17 protein-coding genes and 2 tRNA genes are annotated in these 19,186 nt (G+C 43.9%); 2 read left to right on the forward strand and 17 right to left on the reverse strand.

What is annotated here, in order from left to right; genetic code table 11:
* Nucleotides 1–14 precede the first annotated feature (14 nt).
* The 7 genes from DWW70_RS02130 to DWW70_RS02160 all read right to left on the reverse strand — a co-directional run bounded on the left by DWW70_RS02130 (nt 15) and on the right by DWW70_RS02160 (nt 3,579).
* On the reverse strand, nt 15–431 hold the full coding sequence (locus DWW70_RS02130) for a putative ABC transporter permease (RefSeq protein ID WP_022216384.1): 417 nt from the start codon (nt 429–431) through the stop codon (nt 15–17).
* 55 nt (nt 432–486) lie between these two features.
* A complete protein-coding gene (locus DWW70_RS02135) occupies nt 487–1,008 on the reverse strand; it encodes a DUF6106 family protein (RefSeq protein WP_022216383.1) in 522 nt (173 codons plus the stop codon).
* 67 nt (nt 1,009–1,075) lie between these two features.
* A complete protein-coding gene (gene ispF, locus DWW70_RS02140; RefSeq protein WP_022216382.1) occupies nt 1,076–1,630 on the reverse strand; it encodes a 2-C-methyl-D-erythritol 2,4-cyclodiphosphate synthase in 555 nt (184 codons plus the stop codon).
* A gap of 59 nt (nt 1,631–1,689) precedes the next feature.
* Nucleotides 1,690–1,763, reverse strand: a tRNA-Met gene (locus DWW70_RS02145).
* 12 nt (nt 1,764–1,775) lie between these two features.
* Nucleotides 1,776–1,848: transfer RNA gene (locus DWW70_RS02150), tRNA-Val, on the reverse strand.
* A gap of 92 nt (nt 1,849–1,940) precedes the next feature.
* A complete protein-coding gene (locus DWW70_RS02155; RefSeq protein WP_117548890.1) occupies nt 1,941–2,474 on the reverse strand; it encodes a DUF1700 domain-containing protein in 534 nt (177 codons plus the stop codon).
* Nucleotides 2,475–2,511: 37 nt separating this feature from the next.
* Nucleotides 2,512–3,579 carry a transglutaminase domain-containing protein gene (locus DWW70_RS02160; protein WP_243017646.1) on the reverse strand — a complete coding sequence of 356 codons (1,068 nt, stop codon included), beginning with the start codon at nt 3,577–3,579 and terminating at the stop codon, nt 2,512–2,514.
* Nucleotides 3,580–3,812: 233 nt separating this feature from the next.
* Here DWW70_RS02160 and argH point away from each other — a divergent pair, with 233 nt between their 5' ends.
* Nucleotides 3,813–5,222, forward strand: a complete 1,410-nt coding sequence (gene argH / locus DWW70_RS02165) for an argininosuccinate lyase (protein ID WP_118649171.1) — start codon at nt 3,813–3,815, stop codon at nt 5,220–5,222.
* Between the two features lie 5 nt (nt 5,223–5,227).
* Complete coding sequence (locus DWW70_RS02170; RefSeq protein ID WP_022216378.1) at nt 5,228–5,425, forward strand: hypothetical protein; 198 nt, start codon at nt 5,228–5,230, stop codon at nt 5,423–5,425.
* Between the two features lie 91 nt (nt 5,426–5,516).
* Here DWW70_RS02170 and sigG read toward each other — a convergent pair whose 3' ends face one another.
* From sigG to DWW70_RS02220, 10 genes are all read right to left on the reverse strand, one after another.
* Nucleotides 5,517–6,299, reverse strand: a complete 783-nt coding sequence (gene sigG / locus DWW70_RS02175; RefSeq protein WP_022216377.1) for an RNA polymerase sporulation sigma factor SigG — start codon at nt 6,297–6,299, stop codon at nt 5,517–5,519.
* Between the two features lie 168 nt (nt 6,300–6,467).
* Nucleotides 6,468–8,063, reverse strand: coding sequence for a peptide chain release factor 3 (locus DWW70_RS02180; RefSeq protein ID WP_055222719.1), 1,596 nt, complete (start codon nt 8,061–8,063; stop codon nt 6,468–6,470).
* Between the two features lie 21 nt (nt 8,064–8,084).
* Entirely contained in the window at nt 8,085–8,585 is a 501-nt protein-coding gene (locus DWW70_RS02185; RefSeq protein WP_015535018.1) for a helix-turn-helix transcriptional regulator, read from the reverse strand.
* A 37-nt stretch (nt 8,586–8,622) separates the two neighbouring features.
* Nucleotides 8,623–9,369, reverse strand: a complete 747-nt coding sequence (locus DWW70_RS02190; protein WP_158576501.1) for a 4'-phosphopantetheinyl transferase family protein — start codon at nt 9,367–9,369, stop codon at nt 8,623–8,625.
* A 93-nt stretch (nt 9,370–9,462) separates the two neighbouring features.
* The gene (locus DWW70_RS02195; protein WP_118649173.1) at nt 9,463–12,033 is read right to left on the reverse strand and encodes a tubulin-like doman-containing protein; all 2,571 of its coding nucleotides are present in this window, start codon (nt 12,031–12,033) and stop codon (nt 9,463–9,465) included.
* A 171-nt stretch (nt 12,034–12,204) separates the two neighbouring features.
* Nucleotides 12,205–13,167: an NYN domain-containing protein gene (locus DWW70_RS02200; RefSeq protein WP_022216373.1), complete on the reverse strand. Its 963-nt coding sequence runs from the start codon at nt 13,165–13,167 to the stop codon at nt 12,205–12,207.
* A gap of 20 nt (nt 13,168–13,187) precedes the next feature.
* Nucleotides 13,188–14,618: an alanine/glycine:cation symporter family protein gene (locus DWW70_RS02205; protein ID WP_118649174.1), complete on the reverse strand. Its 1,431-nt coding sequence runs from the start codon at nt 14,616–14,618 to the stop codon at nt 13,188–13,190.
* Between the two features lie 235 nt (nt 14,619–14,853).
* A complete protein-coding gene (locus DWW70_RS02210) occupies nt 14,854–17,577 on the reverse strand; it encodes an FtsX-like permease family protein (RefSeq protein WP_118649175.1) in 2,724 nt (907 codons plus the stop codon).
* Between the two features lies 1 nt (nt 17,578).
* Nucleotides 17,579–18,280, reverse strand: coding sequence for an ABC transporter ATP-binding protein (locus tag DWW70_RS02215; protein WP_117874179.1), 702 nt, complete (start codon nt 18,278–18,280; stop codon nt 17,579–17,581).
* Nucleotides 18,281–18,525: 245 nt separating this feature from the next.
* Entirely contained in the window at nt 18,526–19,167 is a 642-nt protein-coding gene (locus tag DWW70_RS02220) for a TetR/AcrR family transcriptional regulator (RefSeq protein WP_055144308.1), read from the reverse strand.
* Nucleotides 19,168–19,186: the final 19 nt, after the last annotated feature.

Genomic DNA, 19,186 nt, shown 5'->3' on the forward strand with positions numbered 1-19,186 from the left:
CTTTTTCCCATATTTTATATTAATCTGTACTCAGGCCTTTCTTCATTATACATATGACACCGTATCTCATCATCCACATATATTATGATCAGCGACAGGAACATCCACAGGATAGAATAAGGCACACATATCTGCCCCGCAAGATTTAACGGCATATCAGAGTAATCCCACACGTTAAGTCCTAGTCTTATATTCACAACATACCCGGTCAGGAACTCCAGCTCAGATATTATCACAGAGGAAACCAGCATCTGCGCAAGTATCCCCATCTTCGGAAACATCTGGTTCAGTCCGCCGCACAAAAGCGTAGCAAGACCTCCACAAATTATCATGGAATAATGGGAATAATGCCTGGCTGATATCTCCAGGAAATAATATATCATCCCACCCGTCATAAATATAGTAAAGCACTTACACACAAAGACCCTCACAGCGACACCTCCTGTATATATACAGTTTAGTATCAACCGTGAGGGTCAATATTATTTATTCTTTATACTTTCCTCTGAAAAAGTTATTTACATGATCAATAGTTCTGTCTGAGAGCTCAAGCTTCACAAATTCAGCCTTGCCGTTCTTGTTGAGGACAAACACATACACGCCATCCTGATTCTGCTTATTGCCTGATGTGAAATCCCTGGTCTTTATTGAGCTGTCCTGCTGAAGCTCATTATCAAGGTAAATGCATCCCTCTTTAGCAATAAACTTTACATCGGCGTTGCTGAAGCTCATAATCTTTTTTCTGCTCTTCTTAGCAATGATCCTTGCGATGTCTATATCCTCATTCACCATTATATATTCATACTCCGTCTCTCTTCTGGAAACAAAAATACCAAATACAACAGCGCCTGCAATCGCAACAAGGAATCCAATACTGCCAAAACCCTGAACGAACATCGCTGCGCCAAGTCCGGCGATCATCAGCACGATTCCGGCAGCCATACCGCAGGTAACACTCGCAGGTGTCTTCGCCTTAACTATATGTTCTGCATAACCATCATTTAACATACCTTTTTTCTCCTTAAGTTCTTTAAAATTCTAAGCCCTTATATTCTAGCATACATGGGCTGTTTTGTCATCTTATTCCCGCTGGACATCCACCGCATCCGCCACAGCCTGCCGTTCTGACAGCTCCGGCATCATCTCCGGCGTAATTAAATGCCGACTCTATGAGGCACACCGCCTGGGAGCTTATTCCAAGTCCCCCTCCGGTAAACCCAAGCTTCTCCTCCGTTGTCGCCTTGATATTGACCTGATCCTTGTCTATACACAGGCAATTACAGATATTCTCCCTCATCTGATCAATGTACGGCGCCATCTTAGGGCTCTGGGCAATTACGGTCGCATCTATGTTCTCGATGATGTAGAGCTTCTCCTCGAGAAGTCTCTTCACTTCTGACAGGAGCTTCATGCTGTCCGCTCCCTTATACCTCTCATCAGTATCAGGGAAATGCTTTCCAATATCCCCCAACGCCGCAGCACCGAGAAGCGCATCCATTATCGCATGAAGAAGTACATCCGCATCGCTGTGTCCAAGGAGTCCTTTCTCATATGGAATCTCAACTCCTCCGATTATAAGTTTTCGTCCCTCAACTAGTCTGTGGACATCGTATCCCATTCCAACTCTCATGTGATATCCTCCTTATATGAATAAAAAAAAGACGGAATGTCTTCCGTCTCATCAAATAGTAGCGAGAGGGGGATTCGAACCCTCGACACTGCGGGTATGAACCGCATGCTCTAGCCAACTGAGCTATCTCGCCATGTCTTGTAAATGGGACCTATAGGGCTCGAACCTATGACCCTCTGCTTGTAAGGCAGATGCTCTCCCAGCTGAGCTAAGATCCCATATTACTTCGTGTCATCGCTGACACCTTTGTTAGTATACTCAAGTGACCATGTTTTGTCAACAACTTTTTTCACTTTTTTTATTTTATTTTTTATCGGCCTCCACCAAACAGGTAAATAATGAGATTCACTATGAACAGAATGATGACAACAGGTATCACGATATACCACACTATCTTAAATCCCAGCCAGATAACTCCAAGCACTATACCTATAACAAGTGCAGCCACAAGAATGAGTATTATCGCTGTCAGCACCTTGCCTATCGGTGAACTGAAATCAAGCTTGCCATAAGCAAAGCTTGTATTGCCCTCGTCGTCCACATTTACATGCCAGCCCTTCTGACTGCTTCCGCTGGCTTTGCGGGTGTTGTAGCTGTCATCATACGAAGAGGATTCTGTATCATAATATCTTCCGCTTGCGCCCTGTCCCTCTGTGTCAATGATCGTCTTGGCGATCAGTCTTGCAGATCCCAGAGATGAACATATCTCCTCCTCTGACTTGCCTGCTTCTTTCTGCTTCTTAAAATAATCCTCATAATAATTTATCGTGTCATAATATGTCTGCGTTGAGACATTTCCATCAAGAGCTTTCTTCAGCTCATCCATAAACTCTCTTTTTCGCATATCGCACCTCCGCGCCATTATGTCAATTCTATTTTTATCACTTCATATTAAGATATACGACGACAACTTTGTAGCCGCCCATATCTTCCACCACATAATTTATAGACCTTATATTGCCATAATTGTACAGAAATGACAAGTCAAATGTTTCGTCATCTGTATATATAGCAGCTTCCAGCACATTACTGCCGCCCATCTGTATCCTTATGCCTTTTTTATACTCATCGAACGAGTCATAGGTATAAAACCTCTTTTTATAGAAATTATACGCTGTGTCGGCACACTCTCTGTAGAATTGCTTTTCCCATGAGTGAGTCAGTTCCAGTGTGCTGTCATCGACATTCACATAGGTGTGCTTCAGATAGCTGCCCATATCCGGCAGCGAGTCATCCCATGTCAGATCCACATTATACCATTCTCCGCCGAGCTCTATCTGATTCCATGCATGAAGTCCTTCCTCCGTGCTTCCGACTACTATGTCACATTTGACGCCCAGACAGGACATGATTATGAAGAACGCCTCAGCGTAGCCGTCGCACACGCTCTGGTGAAGCACCAGCGCTCCATATGCCGTATATGCATCATCATTATTGTCGGGATATCCATAGACACAGTTTTCCACTATATAATCGTGCACGGCGATCTCCTTGTCAAGGTCGCTCATGCCATCTGAAATGTTGTCATTTATAAAGCTGTCGATCACCTCATATATCTGCTTCGCCCTTATGTTGTCCTCCGGGATATCCGTTCCTTCTATATATTTTCTGACAGCATAATAATTATCCGACAGTTCATAGTTGAGCTGTATTGCCAGATATCTTCCCGTCTCAATTATTATCCTGTACGTATCCACTGAGCCGTATGCCGAATCTATATATTTGTTGATGTTGTGCACATCATTTTTCGCCACATTACTTACATAATACATGCCCGACGCGTCTCCGTCCTCCATATCCTGGACAACGGCCGCCCGGAACTCCACCAGGCCATCAAGCATCTGGCTGCTCTTGATCACATTGAAGAACAGCCACCGCACTCCCACCATCATCAGCGAGAGAACAACTACAATACTTATAACTCCAAGAATCTTCTTTTTTGTACCCAAACTTCCTGTCAATCCTCCATCCCTGCTTTGCTGCGGTTATCCGCCTGTATATTTTATCATCTGTACTTTTGCGCCGCAAGCACCAACCACGCATTTCCTGTGGTTATAAATAAACCTTATTTGTGTTGATATGCGCACTTTTATGTTGTAAAATGTACGTTGTTTGAAAACTACCTTATAATTTACTCAGTTTTCAACCTAAAACAAAAAAATAACAGAAAAGAGGATTTAATATGGCTCAGCTCTGGGGCGGACGCTTCACAAAAGAAACAGACAAATTAGTATATAACTTTAACGCATCTATTTCATTTGATCAGAAATTCTACAGACAGGATATCCGCGGAAGTATCGCACATGTAACCATGCTCGCTTCATCCGGTATTCTCACTGACGAAGAAAGAGATCAGATCATAGCGGGACTTAAGGGCATACTGAACGATGTGGAGAACGGTTCTCTGCAGATCACTTCAGAATACGAAGATATACACAGCTTTGTCGAGGCAAATCTCATCGACAGGATCGGCGATGTGGGCAAAAAGCTCCACACCGGACGAAGCAGGAACGACCAGGTCGCATTGGACATGAAGCTCTATGTAAGAGACGAGATCATCGAGCTCAAGGAGCTTATTTACAAGCTTCTGACTACTCTTCACGGACTTATGAATGAGCACATCGACACATACATGCCTGGATTTACTCACCTCCAGAAGGCACAGCCAATAACTCTGGCACATCACTTTGGAGCATACATGGAGATGTTCAAGCGTGACTACGACAGAATGAACGATATATATGACAGAATGAACTACTGTCCTCTCGGATCAGGTGCCCTCGCAGGAACCACATATCCGCTCGACAGAGAGCTCACCGCTTCTCTGCTGGACTTCTACGGTCCGACTCTCAACAGCATGGATTCAGTTGCCGACAGGGATTACTGCATAGAGCTTTTATCCGCCATGTCTACCATCATGATGCATCTCTCACGTTTCTCCGAGGAGATCATCATCTGGAACTCAAATGAATATCAGTTTGTTGAGATCGATGATTCATACAGCACAGGAAGCTCTATCATGCCACAGAAGAAGAACCCGGATATAGCCGAGCTCGTAAGAGGTAAGACAGGCAGGGTTTACGGTGCTCTCACCTCCCTTCTCACAACCATGAAGGGAATCCCTCTCGCATACAACAAGGACATGCAGGAGGATAAGGAGCTCACATTTGACGCGATAGACACTGTAAAGGGATGTCTCGCACTGTTCACAGGCATGATAGCCACCATGACAGTCAACAAGCCTAGAATGGAAGCATCAGCCAAGAACGGATTCACCAACGCAACAGATGCCGCAGATTACCTTGTAAATCACGGTGTACCTTTCCGTGATGCACACGGCATCGTCGGCCAGCTCGTTCTGAAGTGCATAGAGGAGAACATCTCCCTCGACCAGCTTAGTCTCGACGAGTACAAGGCCATCTGTCCTGTATTTGAAGATGACATATATACAGCCATCAGCATGGAAGAATGTGTTCAGAAGCGTAACACAATCGGTGCTCCGGGACACGCTGCAATGCAGAAGGTGATCGATGCAAACGACAAGTTCTTAGCATGGGCTGAGCAGGATTTAAACAAGCACACCAAGGAGTGATTTTTATGAACAATACAACAAAAGCCAAATACGATATGGCAGAAAAGATGCTCAAGGTCGATATCTCTCTTGAGGAGGTTGCTCTCATGACTGAGCTTCCAATGGAAACACTGAAAAAGATACAGCACGACATAGAAAAAGATGGCCTTGTGACCAGACACGATGTAAAGGATGTTGATCTCGGTACAAGTTATCTCATCTGATCGTCTTCTATCACTATATGCATGTATTGCACAATAAATATCCCCGCTGTTATTGTAAAAACAGCGGGGATATTTATATTGTGTATCACTATTACTTGTCCTCAAGATACCTTCTAAGACTTTTTATCGCATTCTTCTCGAGGCGGCTGACCTGTGCCTGGGATATGCATATCTCCTCCGCCACCTCCGTCTGGGTCTTTCCCTCAAAAAATCTCAGCCTCACTATATTCTTCTCCCTGTCGCACAGCCTGTCCATAGCCTCTCTGAGATCAAGGTTTTCAACCCACATCTCCTCCTTATTCTTTCTGTCTCTTATCTGATCCATGATGTACAAGGTGTCTCCACCCTCCTGATACACCGGCTCATACAGGGACAGCGGTGCCGATATGGCATCAAGCGACATGACTATATCTTCCTTCGGTATACTTATCTCCTCCGCTATCTCCTCTATCGTCGGCTCCTTATCCTTTGTCTTCTGGAGATTTTCCTTGGCATATATCGCCTTGTAGGCTATATCACGCAATGACCTTGATACTCTTATAGCATTGTTATCTCTGAGATACCTTCTGCACTCACCTATGATCATAGGCACAGCGTACGTACTGAATTTGACATTGAGACTTCTGTCAAAATTATCCAACGCCTTGATAAGCCCTATACAGCCAACCTGGAACAGATCATCCGGATTCTCATTTGAACTGCCAAATCTCTGGATCACGCTGAGCACAAGGCGGAGATTCCCCTCTATAAACTCCTCCCGGGCAGAGCTGTCTCCCTGCTCCATCCTGTCAAACAGCATGTTCTTCTCATCCTCTGTAAGATATGGTAATTTCGATGTATTTACACCACATATAACTACTCTGTTCAGCGCCATATCATGTCCCTCCACGTGTTATCTGTCTAACACTAGGATTGTCAGATACATGCTAATTTATTCATATTTGCACCACTTTTACTGATATATATGCACGCAAAAAGACCATGAAAACCAATTTGTGTCCTAAGTCACTCATCATCTTCATGGTCTCTTATCTTCGTATATCTAGTTCTTTCTGAACTCCTCAAGTTCAAGTCCCTCATTATGCTGGAGGACCTGATCGATGACCCACTCATTTGCAAACAGGAGAAGCGGATTACCCTTCATGTCCTTAACCTTCTTGACATCGCTCACACGCTTGAGCTTTGTCACGTCTATGGTAGGATCCTTCACCCATCTGATATAGTTATATGGTATCGGCTCAAGTCTTATCTCACAGCCGTACTCATTCTCAAGTCTGTACTTAAGTACATCAAACTGAAGCACACCTACAACTCCGACTATGATCTCCGAAAGTCCCGCAGTGTACTCCTGGAATATCTGTATAGCACCCTCCTGGGCAATCTGGGTAACGCCCTTGACAAACTGCTTACGCTTCATGCTGTTGAGCTGAACAACCCTGCAGAAGTGCTCCGGTGCAAATGTAGGGATACCCTCATACTCAAACTTCTTTCCGCCTGTTGTGAGCGTATCTCCGATGGAGAACAGATCAGGATCAAATACTCCTATAACGTCACCGGCATAAGCCTCATCGACGATCTTTCTGTCCTGAGCCATAAGCTGCTGAGGCTGGGAAAGCTTGATCTTTCTCTTGCTGGCAGCATGATATACCTCCATGCCTGCCTCAAACTTACCAGAGCAGATTCTCATAAATGCGATTCTGTCTCTGTGAGCCTTGTTCATATTTGCCTGGATCTTGAACACAAAAGCTGAGAACGGCTCTGTTACAGGATCTATGATTCCCTCTGATGAATTACGTCCGATAGGAGGTGTCGTCATCTTAAGGAAATAGTTCAGGAACTGCTCGATACCAAATGTATTCAGCGCAGAACCGAAAAATACAGGGGAGAGCTCTCCGGCTCTGACCTTCTCTATATCCATCTCCTCTGTGGCACCATCTATAAGCTCTATCTCCTCATTGAACTGGTCAAAGAGGTATGGGCCGACAAGCTCCTTGAGAGCCTCATCGTCTATATGATAATCTGTTTCCTCCGCCTTCTTGGCTCCACCTGTCGATATAGCCTGGAACGTAGACACTATCTTGGTCTTTCTGTCATATACACCCTTGAACTCTTTTCCTGAACCTATAGGCCAGTTGACAGGGCATGTCTTGATACCGAGAACAGTCTCTATATCATCGAGAAGCTCAAATGTATCCCTTGCATCTCTGTCCATCTTATTTATAAATGTGAATATAGGTATATGTCTCATGACACATACCTTGAAGAGCTTTATGGTCTGAGCCTCAACACCCTTGGATGCATCGATCACCATGACCGCAGAATCCGCAGCCATAAGTGTACGGTAGGTATCCTCCGAGAAATCCTGATGTCCAGGTGTGTCAAGTATGTTTATGCAATATCCGTCATAATTGAACTGCAGAACAGACGAGGTTACCGAGATACCTCTCTCCTTCTCTATATCCATCCAGTCCGACACTGCATATTTGGAATTTGCCTTTCCCTTTACAGATCCCGCTGTGTTTATTGCGCCGCCAAAGAGCAGAAACTTCTCTGTGAGTGTAGTCTTACCTGCATCAGGATGTGAAATTATGGCAAATGTCCTTCTTCTGTTGATCTCTTCTCTTAACTTGTCATCCATTATCTTTTCCTCATATACAATTTATTGATTCTTATTCTTCAAAATGTCCCTGTTCTTCTGAGCCCAGAGCATAAGCGACTGTATATTCACAGACATCTTCTCCAGCTCCTCAAGGACAGCATCAAAAGCTGCAACCTCAGTCTCGTCGACTATTCCATCAGCGGTGATCTCTATAAGCTGCTCAGATATATCTTCCATCTTCTTGGAGGATCCGAGGAACTGAAGTATGAGCCTGTCAAGGCTGTCCGCATTTATCGGCTTCACCGTCTCTTTTCCTATAGGGCAGTCGCCTGAACAATAGCTGTTACAGAGCTCGGGTATGTCATACGCCTTTGACATGGAAAGTACCTCCTCAGGGTACGGAACTACTGTGCCAAGCTCTATTCTTGAAAGCCTTGTCCTGTCTATATTGAGCACCTCTGCACTCTTCTCCCTGCTTGTAAGGTTATCGTTCACCTTAGACGCATTATATCTTGCGACATAATATTTATTGTTAAGCGCCTTTGTAGCTTTTTTACTCATTTTTTTCTCCTTATGTAGTTCTTCCTAATACACCTAATTAAACATAATAACACACAATATCAGCCGAATCAATCATCTTAATATCCGGTGAAAAAGTTCCATCAGAAGCTGCGCAAAATGCAGCTATAAAGTCTATATTCATATCTCCCTCTGCATGCGCAGGATCCGCTATTTCATCCATATGCATACGGCCGTCACACTCAGCCCTGCATACGGCATAATTGCCCAGCCAGATATTCTTCTTCTCCATATGTGCATTGTCCATGACCATTTGCTGTTCCTCATCCTTCATAAGTATGCCTGTTCCGGTCATCTTGCTGTACGCCTCGCGCCTTGTCCACACACATGTGCTGTATATTTCCGGGTGTGCACACGACATCACACATTTTTTGTCCTCATCCGAATACAGGCGGTTAACTATGCTGTCCGATATCCTTCTGACTCTCTCAACGTCTATACCACAAGGCTCACCGCCTATCGCAGCCGCCACACAACCCTCGGTATGGCTTATCGAAAACTGAATGTCCTTTATAAACGGCTTTCCCGCCTTATTCTTCTCATACGTGACCAGCCGTTCATCAATTCCGGCACATTCCCTGAGAGCATGTGCAAGCAGGATTCCCGCTGCAAGACTGGCATTCCTGTCATCCCGCCTCCTGAGACGTTCCACCTTACACCTTCTGTATTCCGATACTGCATCCAGACATCTGCCATATATCCCATCGTCAGCAAATGCCCCCGTATCCATTATATATGCTCTGTATCCGTTAAAAGATTTATTCAAATCCAATTCCATCTCTTTCTACCAAATACGCCATGGTCATAACAACAATACAGCCCCTTAATACTCGCATATTAAAGGGCTGTATAAACTAACCTATATTGTGACAAAATCAGGGAAGCTCTTCATATCCTTGTTCACCTCATCAATATGAAGTCCCTTGTAATCATATACTGCATTGTAAGCCATCTGCATCTCCATCGCACACTGCATCATGGATACCGGAACACCGACAAATATATCATCGATCGAGATCTCTATCTCACCCGGATTGAGCGTTATTGAATCCTCCTTCTCATTGTAAGGTGGAGCCATCAGTATCGCTTTGACTGCCTTGCTGAAATACGGCATCACATTTGGAACCGATATATATTTCTTTGCAAGAAGCTTCTCCTTATATCCGTCAGCAAGAACACACAGAGGCTGTTCCTCTGATATATCATCCACAAACGCCCTGGCAGCCTCCTCCATGATGGATGTTCTCCTGTCGTTGATCGGAGATCCGTACATAACGTTGAGATCCTGCTCCGTGAGCTTCTTATCAGCAAATGCCACTGTGAACATCTTCTCAGGACCATATGCTCCGACACCGGAAAACAGCTCTCTGTATATCTTCTCCATCTCATCCTTGACAGGAACAACTCTTCCACTGTCTATATTGGACTCGTTGTCCAGCATGAGCTTGATGATCCCTGTCTCCATCTCTTTTATCCTTCTGGATGTGACATAATCAGTCGGAAGGAATTCATGTCTCTTGGCTTTCTTGAGTATATTGCCAACAGCCTTATCACCGTTATTCGCAAGATCCTCGATGGAATTCTTCAGATCCTCTCCAAACTGTGAATATATCTCGTCAAGTCTCTCTGCCCTCTGCTGAAGCCATCTAAGTGTATCTCCAAACAGATCCTGTGCATCGAGTTCATCTATAAGCTTTGTTCTCTCCGCAGCAAGTGCTTCCTTGATGCATGCATCGAAATAACCATTCTCAGTCTCCCTCTTCGCTGAAGGGAAAGTGAAGAATCTCTTCGCAACAATGGTCTTGATGGAATCAATGATTCTGGTATATTCACCCGACGGTGTATAATCCTTCATCATCTTCTCAAGCTTTCTGACTTCAGCCATCATACCCTTTGTAGAATCTGTTACACCGGCACTCGGTGCACCTATGACATCTATTGCGCCATATGGGCCAAACTCATTCATATATTTGGATATCACATCATCAAGTGAACTCCAAAGCTTGTTCTTCATCGACTTTATGATAACCGGAAGTTCCTTCTCAAAGTTCTCCATCTTCTTGGCAAAGCCCTCTCGAAGACCGTCCGTATTCTTCTTTATCATCTTATATGTAGGCTTGGTGATCTGACCGTACTGTATGAGACCGTTCACGGCAAGTTTGATATTCTCACCCTGCTCCTCCTGCAGGAATACAGTGAGCTCTGTGAGTACATTCTTGATATCCTCCTCGGCATTGCCCTCCTTGAACGGAGATCTGAACAATCCCTTATATGCCTGGGAAAACAGATCATTCTCACACATATTCTCTATCTCTTTGATAGGAATATGGTAGTCAGCCTCGCTTACTACCTTGTAATAGCAGTTTGACTTCTTGATATTCTCGTCACTGTGCTCCATCTTCCAGTTCGTGATGGAATATCCCTCATTCTCAAAAAATACATCCCTGAGAAGCTTCCTGTCGTTCTCCACGTCATTGTTGCCAATGAACTTGTTGCTGGCTAGCCTGTAGAGGAAGCTTGCTGTATCCCTTGTAATGTATCCCTCAGGTATGTAGCCCTGTTCGTCCTTTCTACCTGATACAAGCATGCAGGCATCAAAGAGATTCTCCCTGATGACCATCTTGTTTGACTTACTGATAAATGTATAGTTGTCATCCTTCTCGGAGAGCTTCATATAATAATCAACTTCCTTGAGGGTCGCACATCCATTTGCATTGAGTCTCGCCACAAGCTCTGTATCTTCATATACAGCCTTATGACCGAACAATACATCCGGTGTGAGCAGGCAACCGCCAATCCTCAGATTGTTCCACTTCTTCGCCTTGCCATACGCACGTATGTTATATGCGACATCTGAGAGGATTCCACTTCCGGTTCCTCCGGCGATTCCGGATACGATCAGAACATCGACTGTTCCCTCCGTCGTCTTGTCGTATACATCCTGAAGCTTATCAAAAAGGAGCATTCTGACATCCGTATATGCATTCGAGAACATCAGACGTCCAATCTGTCTGTTCCCCTTTGCTCCGTCTCTTCCTATCGTGATAGCCGGGAATTCAGGATCCATCCAGTTTGCAAGATTCTCATGGATCGGATTCTTCTGGATTCCATTCTCCAGAACATTCTCAATGTCCGGTCTGTATATACTGATAACCTCAAGGGCATTGAAACCTACACCCTCCTTGCTATCATCTATGGTAGCCTCCATCTCTGCTATATCTGAATCTATCATAAGGAAATTAATGTTATCCTCGGGTGTGATGTTATCCATCAGCATACCCTTAAGCGCGCAAACGGTCCTGCCTCCAAGTCCCCCAAGACCTATTACGAGCAGATTCTTGTTGAATCTGTTCTCATGACTTATACGTCCAAAAACACGTATGTCTTTTAATTTGCTAAACTCCTCTTTTTGAGTATCAATAAGTATCATAGATTATGCCTCTCCTTAATATGCACGTACACTTCTTCCCCCATAGTGAATTTTCTGTACCTGAAAACCCACATTTTCAATTTATCACTATTCTTATTGATTTTCAACAAAAAGCGTTAATTTATTTGGCATTTTTTCTAAATTTTGACATATTTAAGCATTAAACACTTTCTACTTATCTGTCAATTTTACCCTGTCTCCCACGATCTCAAAACAACCGAAGCTTTTGAGAAAGCTTGAAAACTTACTGTATCCATATTTCTTTATGCTGAATCCGGGTATAATATTCTTAAGTTCTGTATTCAGCAGTCCCATATTGTACATAGTGTCAGAATTCTCCGTGAGAAGTCTCACTATGCGCAGCTTGACAGCACTCTTAGGATCGATATGGTTCTTGATGGACACAAATTTCTGCCTGCCGCTGTCTATATCCAGATCGTCAAACTCCTCACTGAGGAATGTTGACAGCTTGGAATATCCATAATTTCTCACGTCAAAGTCAGGATATTTGTTCACAAGGCGGCTTCCGATCTCACCCATATGAGTCTTCTTATCCTTGTCATCGTTCTCATCTATTATATTGTAGACCGTCTTCTTTATGTCCCTTATGCTTGTGATATATGACTCGTCCACAGCCGCAGCCTCAAGCATGGCATTCTTCGATGCCGGCTTGTTGAGATCCTCTGTCACCAGTGAATCAAGGATCTTGAAGCTTGTACACGCACTCACGAACGCTTTCGGAGTCTTGCGTTCTCCCATTCCGATGACCTGCTTGCCAGCCTCCCTGAGTCTTGATGCAAGCCTAGTGAAATCGCTGTCGCTTGTCACCAGACAGAATCCATCTATATTGCTCGTATAGAGAAGATCCATCGCATCTATTATCATGGCCGAATCCGTTGAATTCTTTCCCGCCGTGTATGAAAACTGCTGTACAGGCTGTATAGAATATGACAGCAGACAATCCTTGTCCCAGCCATTGTTATTCTTTGACCAATCCCCATATATCTTCCGCACCGTTATTGAGCCGAGCCTTGACAGCTCATCAAATATACTCTCAATATATTTTGCCGATACATTCTCTGAATCGATAAGTATCGCATACTTGTTAGAAATCTCACTTGATATTTCTTCCATATAAAAGTCCCTTTCATTTATCAGTTCTCTTTGCCGGTCTCAACCCCAAACTTGCCCGGTCCATCCTGAAAATACTCACGGGTAAGCTTCACAACTGTACCTGACAGCATGAATACTGCGATCAGGTTAGGTATGATCATAAGTCCGTTGAAGGTATCCGCTATATCCCAGAGAAGTCCGAGATCCATGGTCGCACCGATGATCGCGACAAATGCATACACAACCATGAACGGCTTGATAAGCTTACTTCCAAACAGGAATCCGACACATCTTGAACCGTAAAGTCCCCATCCGAGTATGGTTGAGAACGCGAAACAGCACAAAGCCACCGCTGTGAATATCGATATCCAGTTGCCGTAGGTTGCAACAAAGCCGTTGATCGTGAGATCGGCTCCTGCAGCCTGTCCGTAGGCTACCTCAGTTCCACTGCACAGTATTACAAGTGCCGTAAGCGTACATATAACTATAGTATCGATAAATACCTCGAATATTCCCCAGAGTCCCTGCTGCACCGGATGCTTTACATCAGAACATGCATGGGCTATGGATCCTGTACCAAGACCTGCCTCATTGGAGAAAATACCTCTCGATACACCCTTTCTCATGCTGAGGAACAGACTTCCAACTATTCCACCGGTCACGGACTTCGGATTGAATGCACCTTCAAATATAGAAGCGAACACTCCCGGCACACTCTTGATATTGAATATTACAAGAATTATAGCCATGATGATATACATAGCAGCCATGAATGGCACCAGCTTCTCTGTCACGCTTCCTATTCTCTTGATTCCTCCTATAAGTATGAGACCAACAAGAATAGCTATTATGATTCCTATCACAAGATTGATTGTAAATGTATTGCTCTTGTCAGCCAGATTATAATTAAAAAGTGCTGAATCTATAGCTGTTGTGATGGTATTGACCTGTGTTGCATTTCCTGTTCCGAACACTGTGAGTATACCGAGGACTGAATATGCTATAGCCAGGAAGTAAGCATTCTTGCCTAGGCCATTCTTAATGTAATACATTGGTCCGCCGACCCAGTCACCATTCACATCCTTCTCACGGTAGAACACTGCAAGTACGACCTCTGCAAACTTTGTTCCCATTCCGAGAAGTGCTGAGATCCACATCCAGAATACCGCACCAGGACCGCCTATGGCGATGGCTCCAGCAACACCGGCTATATTTCCCGTTCCAACCGTTCCCGCCAACGCCGTACACATGGCCTGAAAAGGACTGATGGCACCATCTGAAGTCTCCTTCTTGTTGAATATCCTTCCAAACGTATGCTTGAACGCGTATCCAAACTTTGTAAACTGAACCCCCCTGTTTCTTATGAGGAGCCACAGTCCCACGCCCACGATACATATCATGGATGGCACTCCCCATATAAAATTGTTCACCGATGAATTCACATCGGCAATGATCTTAAGTAATTTCTCCATATCTGTACTTCTCTTTTCCTATTACTTTTTTGCATATCATATATGATTTTACAATATAAACTGCACATTGTGCAAGAAAAAACGCGTATATATCCCGTATAGTCCCACCAACAATCACAATACCTATCCGCTTTTCAGACAAATTTTGCACACAAAATAACGGAGACGATTATTTATACCGCCTCCGCAATCATATATTATTTTAAGGTACTTTTATATCATACTGCCACTATCTTTACTCTCTGTTCTTCAGCACCTCAGCCGGCACGATCTTGTTCAGTCTGCCAACCAAAACTCTGTTGATTATGAAATACAGGACAAGTATTCCGCCGTAAAGCACAGCCCAGAGCCATGGGGCAAATGTCAGCTTGACGCCGCAGTTTACATTTGACACCAGAGAAGGATACACTGCACTCATTATAAGCTTTGCAAGTGGCAGGCATATGGCTGCTCCGATTGCGATTATGAAGAAATTACCATCCAGATATAGCTTTCTGATCTCCTTCGTCCTGAAACCAAACACCTTTATCAATGAAATCGAGAATGCTGATCTGTCAATCATAACCTTCATCATCAAATACATTACCACTACGAATATAAGTGTCGAGATAATAACTATCATAATAACCATACTTCTCATCTGATCTGCAAATATTCCAGCAGCCGACTCTATATCGGCCTTTGTTGTGGTTGCGTAAAGTCTTGCAGGATCAACCTCCAGATCCTTGTCTGAAAATACTACATTGTACTCATCACTTCCAGCTCCGAACAGCTCCCTTGCATCATCTATAGTCATGAAAACATAAAATGCCGGAGTATACTGTGTCACACTGTCCACTGTAAAACCATAATCTATATCATTCTCCTCGTCGTGGAGCACGATTTCGTCACCCACACCATAACCATATTTCTCAGCAAATGATGATGATATGGTAACTCTGTTCTTGCCATCCTTAAGGTCAACATCAAAATACTTAGTATTCTTTGAAAGTCCAAGAACTGTCACATCCCAGTTGTAACCATATACCCCTTTCTTCAAAGTCTTAGCATACGCTGCCTCACCGCCCTCAGGGGGATTCTCTGTAGGATACTTGTATGTATACATATATTCATAGTGGGTATCCTCCACATTCTGCTTCTTGACCTTTGAACAGAAAGTTGCAGTGTTAAGGCTTAACATCAGGCATATGAGGGCTATGAACATTCCGATCACAACGGTCAACCCTGTTCTCATCTCTCTGAGCATCTGTCTGACTCTGAATCTTCCGACAAATCCCATGTCTCCGAGATCGACATTGCTGCCCTTCGGCTGCTTGACCTCATTCTTTATAAGTGAAAGAGCTGTCTGTGAGAGCTTCTTTCTGATAACGAAGTAGTTCACAACTATCGCTACCAGTGGCGGCATCACGATACCATACACTATAAGAATCAGCGGGATCTTCACATCCATAGCAGGGATGGAATAATACGCATATGCATCTGCCATCTGAACAGGGATTCCAACATTGCTTATTCCGATCAGGAAACCGATTATGCCTGCAACTGTTGTGACTATGACCGGAAGTGTCAGATAATGCATCATGAGATCTCTTCTCTTGACCCCCAGGGCATAAAGTGCACCTATGACGCTGCTCTCCTTCTCTATTCCATGTACAACGAATACCGATATGACATATGTGAACAGAAGCATGAGCAGCACACCGAAGAAATATCCCGCCTGTACATTGATCTGCTGGTCATCAGCGGCTCCGCCTGTTCTCGGATTATCATCACTTGTCACAAATGATGTAATATTTGCAAGATCTGTGTCGTAATCCTTGAGGAATGAATCCGTCTCCTTCTTGAGTTCTGCTACTCCATCCGCAAGCTCATCCGAGCCATCCTTTGCCTCTGCAGCTCCGTCGGTATACTCCTTAATACCGTCCTTGAATGCCTTGATGCTGTCAATGTCACTCAGGGCACTTTCAATGCTCATCGCCAAAACTCCGCCCTGACTGTCGGCAATCTTAGTCATCTCGTCATTGTAATTATCCTCTGTGAGCTCTGTATCCAAACCATACGCTGAGAGAGATGATGACGCCTGTTCAAGGTATGCGTCAAACAGCTCCTGTGCCGCATTGTTGAGCTTCCTGTTGTTATCAGTGAGTTCTCCAAGTCCATCTGCAAGTTCATTTGCACCTGACTTAAGTTCCTTTATGCCATCCTTGAAGTCATTTACGGCTGCACCTGTTCTATCCCAATACTCCTGGAAATACTCATCATCTATTCTGTCTGTGTCAACCTTAATGTCCTCAAGAGCGTCCTTCACATCATCACATGTGGTCTTGCCCTCGAGTCTGAACGCATAAAGATATGTCTCTGTCTTAACACTCTCGCCTGTTGCATGAAGTTTATCATATGCACCCTCTGTAACGAATACTGTTCCAAACACCTTGCTGTCGACAACTGTATCTGACATCTCCTTGAAAAGAGCATTATAATCAGGTGATGTCCCTATTCCTGTCACCTTGAATTCATTTCCTGCTATCTGTATTATATCTCCGACAGAAATATCATTTACCTGACTGAATCTCTTCTCAACAACTATCTCATCATCAGCCTCCGCAAGGTTTCCCTCATCACATTCCACAAGATCTATGTTCTCCCTGTTGGCAAATACCCTGATAGTCTTGCCATCCATGACCTCGTAGTCCTCGTAGAACATCCCCTCAACCTCAGTACCCACATCCTCAAGCCGGGATATCTCTTCATCGCTCAGTGGAACGAATACAGAAAACTGACCATCCTCTATCTTATTTGCCTCGTCATGTGTCTCGCCATTGTCAATGATCGTATATCCGGCTCCTATCAGCGAGACAATGACATACATACCCATGATGATAAGAAATGCAAGTGCTATGTATCTGAACAGATTCTCCTTCAGATCCCTCAGAACCCTTTTTCTCAAAACCTTCTGCATATTACAAATCCTCCAATTCTGACGCTGGAACTCTCACTTCGTTCTCATACTCCTTGCTTATAAGGCCATCCTTTATGAAGATAACCTTGTGAACCATATTCTTGATGGAATTGTTATGTGTTACTATCAGCATGGTCGTTCCATACTTCGCATTTATCTCCTCGAGAAGAACAAGAATATCTCTGGATGTCTTGGAGTCAAGAGCTCCTGTCGGTTCATCACAGAGGAGGAGTTTTGGATTTTTAACCAGAGCTCTCGCTATAGCACATCTCTGCTGCTGTCCACCTGAGAGCTGTGAAGGAAACTTGTTCTGATGCTCCGTAAGTCCCAGTGTCTCGATCAGGTCATCCATAGGAAGCGGATCATCAGTCAGATACTCACATACCTGTATGTTCTCTCTCACTGTGAGGTTTGGAACCAGATTGTAGAACTGAAATATGAATCCCAGATTATCACGTCTGTAGTCCGAAAGCTGGTCGCTGGTCATGCCAAATATCTCTGTGCCGTCAACCTTTATTGAACCCGAATCCATATTGTCAAGACCACCTATACAGTTCAGAAGTGTTGACTTACCTGAACCTGATGTTCCCTGTATAACACACATCTGTCCTTTTTCAACACCTGTGTTTATACCTTTAAGCACCTGCACATAGCTTCCACCCTCTCCATAGCTCTTCTTTACTCCTGACACTTCCAAATACATAATTTTTCCTCCTTTATGATATCCTCGTTGTTCTAATTTTCATTTACTTTATTTTTTATAGCAATTCATTACACTTTAGTAGCTATTCAAATGTTCATCTGCGTACATAACGCTGTTATGGTTTAAGCCTTTTTTTAGGTCTTCCCTGTAATTCGGAAGACCTGTAATAAGACATAATGGGAATTTGATTCCCCTGTACCACATTTTTCATTTTACTGTTTTCAATTTTCTATTCCGGTCAAATCTTATTCTGGATCCTGCCACGGCTTAACCAGGCCATACCAGCCTGAGATCAGATATTTCATACCTGTCTCAACGAACTTCAAGGCATCCTTCTCATTGTCAATATGTGTCACCATGAATATAAACATATCAATCTGTGAATGAGACATCCAATGTACCACATTCCTGTCAACCATCGGTGTTCCATAAGCCCTGCACATCGCCTCACATATAAATGCATTGTGTGCATCCATCTGATCCACTATATTGTCTGGCATGCTCTCCATGCTGGATCCCTGTGACTTCGTAAGAACAAGAAGCACTTCTTCTCTATGCATATAAATCTCATGCACTATGTTCCTGGCCGACTCAAAATCACTGTCCTCATTGTGGTCTGATGCCATGCCATTGTTCATCTCGTCCACCTCAACGGAAAAATGCTCGGTTAACACAGCATTGAGTCTGTCCATCATGTGTCCCACAACATTGCAGAACAGATCGTCCTTATCCTTAAAAAAGAAATATAAAGCTCCGGTTGTCACTCCTGCCTTCTGACATATATTTCTAAGTGACGCACCCATAAATCCCTTATCCATGAACTCTTCCTTGGCACACTTTAGAAGTTCTTTCCTCGTCTCGCTGTCATGTTGTATTTTCTTTGCCATAATCCTCACCCATTTAATT

Source organism: Coprococcus sp. AF16-5 (assembly GCF_003479365.1).
GTDB lineage: Bacteria > Bacillota > Clostridia > Lachnospirales > Lachnospiraceae > Coprococcus > Coprococcus aceti.